The organism is Rhodothermales bacterium (genome assembly GCA_013002345.1).
Classification (GTDB): Bacteria; Bacteroidota; Rhodothermia; order Rhodothermales; family JABDKH01; genus JABDKH01.
The window spans coordinates 1-3,746 of record JABDKH010000268.1 but is presented as its reverse complement, the minus strand read 5'-3'; the positions used below and the strand labels follow the sequence as shown (position 1 = coordinate 3,746).

The 3,746-nt window shown below is 60.4% G+C and carries 4 protein-coding genes; all 4 read left to right on the top strand.

Annotation, left to right across the window (positions count from 1 at the left end):
* On the top strand, nt 1-149 hold a 149-nt coding region (locus tag HKN37_12890; GenBank protein ID NNE47543.1), incomplete at its 5' end, for an acetolactate synthase small subunit.
* 39 nt (nt 150-188) lie between these two features.
* Nucleotides 189-1,223, top strand: a complete 1,035-nt coding sequence (gene ilvC, locus HKN37_12885; GenBank protein NNE47542.1) for a ketol-acid reductoisomerase — start codon at nt 189-191, stop codon at nt 1,221-1,223.
* Nucleotides 1,224-1,254: 31 nt separating this feature from the next.
* The gene (gene leuB / locus HKN37_12880) at nt 1,255-2,385 is read left to right on the top strand and encodes a 3-isopropylmalate dehydrogenase (GenBank protein ID NNE47541.1); all 1,131 of its coding nucleotides are present in this window, start codon (nt 1,255-1,257) and stop codon (nt 2,383-2,385) included.
* 14 nt (nt 2,386-2,399) lie between these two features.
* On the top strand, nt 2,400-3,746 hold a 1,347-nt coding region (locus HKN37_12875), incomplete at its 3' end, for a 2-isopropylmalate synthase (GenBank protein ID NNE47540.1).

Below are 3,746 nucleotides of genomic sequence, written 5' to 3'. Positions count from 1 at the left end.
ATATCACACCCGATACGATGACGTTCGAATTGACCGGTCCGACGACAAAGATCAACGCGTTTGTCGGCATGATGGAGCCGCACGGGATTCAGGAGATTGCGCGCAGCGGTCGGGTGGCGATGCGACGCGCGCTCGTCTTCGGAGATTGAACGAACACGGATCAGCGATAATCACCAGAACAGGATACGATGAAGGTTTACTACGAGTCGGACCCGCAACTGATCAGGTCAAAGAAGGTGGCCGTGATCGGGTACGGAAGCCAGGGTCATGCCCATGCGCTCAATCTGCACGAGAGCGGCGTGGATGTTGTCGTCGGGCTGCGACCGAACTCTGCTTCAGAGGCGAAGTGTGCGTCGCGCGGCCTCGCGGTCGCATCAGTGTCGGACGCCGCGGCATGGGGCGACGTGATCATGATCTTGATCCCTGATCAGGATCAGCGGCGCGTCTACTACGCGGACATTGAACCTCACATGACGCCGGGAAAGGCGCTCGGATTTGGCCACGGTTTCAACATTCACTACGGGCAGATTGAGGCTCCAGACGGAGTTGACGTCTTCATGGTTGCCCCGAAGTCACCGGGCCATCTCGTGCGCCGCACGTACACCGAGAGCAAGGGTGTGCCGTGCCTGGTGGCCGTTCACCAGGATGCATCGGGGCGGGCACGGGATCTCGCATTGAGCTATGCGGGTGCGATCGGTGGAACACGCGCGGGAGTGATCGAGACAAACTTCAAGGATGAGACGGAGACGGATCTGTTCGGTGAGCAGGCCGTGCTCTGCGGTGGATCGGAGGCACTCATAAAGGCCGGGTTTGAGACGCTCACGGAAGCCGGATACCCGCCGGAGCTTGCGTACTTCGAGTGCTTGCACGAGCTGAAGCTCATTGTCGACCTCTACTACGAGGGTGGTCTGGAATACATGAACTACTCGGTGAGCGACACGGCCGAGTACGGCGGCTATTCGAGGGGACCGCGGGTGATCACCGACGCGGTCAAAGCGGAGATGAAGAAGATTCTGAGCGAAGTACAGGACGGATCATTCGCGCGCGAGTGGATTGCCGAGTGTGAGGCCGGCGGAGCGAACATGCAGCGGCTTCGTGCCGCATCTGCGGACCACCCGGTGGAGAAGGTCGGCAAGAAGCTGCGAACGATGATGAGCTGGCTCAAGAAGTCTGGACCTGAGGACACCGTCGCTTCACCTGTCGAAGTGAGAGCGGCGAGCTGATCAAGAGAATCGCGTGAGTACCGGAAAACGAATATATCGACTTGCTCTGCTGCCCGGCGACGGCATTGGTCCGGAAGTGACGCGTGAGGCGGTGCGCGTGCTCGAAGCAGCCGCAAACCGTTTCGGATTTGTTGTGGAGACACACGAGCATCCGGTGGGCGGTGCGGCGCTTGCCGCCGGACTCGACGTTCTTCCGGCGGCGACCCTGGAGGCCTGTCGGAACTCCGATGCCGTACTGCTCGGTGCCGTTGGCGGGCCGACGTGGGATCATGTCTCGCCAGAGCAGCGACCGGAGCGTGCCCTGCTTGGCCTTCGCAAGGAGCTCGGCGTATTCGTCAATCTGCGACCCGTGGTCGTGAGTGACAGTGTAGAATCCGCGTCGCCGCTTCGGCCGGAGTTGGTAACCGGAGTCGACCTGGTGGTCGTACGCGAATTGACAGGCGGAATCTACTTCGGCGCGTCGTTCGAGAATCCCACTTGTGACGATGGTCGCGTAGATCAGGCCGGCAATGTCATGGAGTACACGCGTGCCGAGGTGGAGCGCGTAGCGCGCGAGGCATTCAAGTTGGCCCGGCGCCGCCGCAGGAAGGTGACATCGGTCGACAAAGCCAACGTCCTCGGGGTATCGCGTCTGTGGCGAGACGTTGTCAGTTCGGTGCACGCGGCAGAATTCGCTGACGTCGAGCTACAGCATCTGTATGTCGACAACGCGGCCATGCAACTTGTGCGCAACCCCCGACAATTCGACGTCATTCTTACGGGGAATATGTTCGGTGACATTCTGTCGGATCTGGCGGGCACGCTGCCGGGCTCACTGGGCATGCTGCCGTCCGCCAGTCTCGGCGGCACAACCGGGCTGTTCGAACCTGTGCACGGGAGTGCACCAGACATAGTCGGGACGGGGAAGGCGAATCCACTTGCTGCAATCCTGAGTGTGGTCATGATGCTGGACTCGTTGCACGAATCCGATGCATCGGCTGCTGTTCAAATCGCAGTAGCAGCGTCGCTTGCAGCCGGACTTCGCACGGCGGACATGGCGAAGCCGGGTGCGCACCTCGTCACAACCAGGCAGATGGGCGCGGCAGTGGCGCGGCAGGTCGCCGGCGACTCACTTCCGGACGATCAGGTTTTGCTCGCCGAGCAACTGTACTCACACCTATGAACAGCATGACTGAGATGACTATCAAAGATCCAGACCGCGTTATCATTTTTGACACAACGCTGCGAGACGGCGAACAGGCTCCGGGGGCATCCATGACGATACCGGAGAAGGTGGAACTCGCCCATCAGCTCGCCAGGCTCGGGGTGGATGTCATCGAAGCCGGCTTCCCGATTTCGTCGCCCGCGCAATTCGATGCAGTCCAACGCATTGCACATGAGGTCGAGGGTCCGACGATCTGTGGTCTGGCCCGGGCGACGACGAAGGACATCAGGAAGGCCGGCGAGGCACTCGATGGTGGTCATCGAACCCGGATCCACACGTTCATCGCCACGAGCGACATCCATCTTCAGAGCAAGTTCGGCGATGATCGTTATGGAAAGACGCTTGAGGAGAAGAGAGCTACGGTCAAGCGCATGGCAACGGAGGCCGTTCAGTATGCGCTCACGTTCACGGACGATGTGGAGTTCAGCGCCGAAGATGCCGGACGATCGGGAATAGACTACCTGACTGAGGTCGTACAGGCGGCGATAGACGCGGGTGCGACGACGATCAATATTCCGGACACGACCGGCTACTGCATCCCGTCAGAGTATGCAGCACTGTTTGAGGCGCTGCGTCGCCGCTGCACGATTCCGGAGCACGTGGTTCTCTCCACGCACTGTCACGACGATCTCGGCCTGGCGGTCGCCAACTCGCTTTCAGGAGCACTCGCGGGCGCCCGTCAGATCGAGTGTACGCTCAACGGTATCGGCGAGCGTGCCGGCAATGCGGCCCTTGAAGAAATTGCCATGGCGCTGCGTGTTCGTGAGGATCGATTCGGTTTGCATACCGGTATCGATACGCGCCTACTCACCGCGACCAGCAAAATGGTATCGACGTTCACTGGATTTTCGGTTCAGCCGAACAAGGCGGTTGTGGGTCGAAACGCGTTCAGCCATGAGGCGGGCATTCACCAGGACGGAGTGCTTAAGCGGCGCGACACGTATGAGATCATGCGAGCGGAAGACGTAGGCCAATCGATCGAGGCGATTCGGCTCGGTCGCCACTCGGGTCGCCACGGGCTTTTCAGCCGACTGGACAAGCTGGGTCTTCAGATAGCGGAGGAAGAGAGGGAAGCGGTCTACAAACGCTTTGTCGAGCTTGCCGACAGGAAGAAGGAAGTGAACGAGCAGGATCTGTATTACATCGTAGGGGCAGAAAGAACCGGGCCGAATGAGGCGCACCTCGAGCTCGAGCATTTCGAGGTAGCGTCGAAATCCACTGGTGCTCCCGAAGCGGCCGTACGTGTGCGCCACATGCGAACAGGCGAGGTGAAGGAGTCGTTCGCCACCGGCGACGGTCCCGTTGACGCCCTCTTCAGC

Bases quoted from the DNA above. Each gene is read 5' to 3' on its own strand.
- ilvC (NNE47542.1), top strand. From the start codon at position 189: ATGAAGGTTTACTACGAGTCGGACCCGCAACTGATCAGGTCAAAGAAG.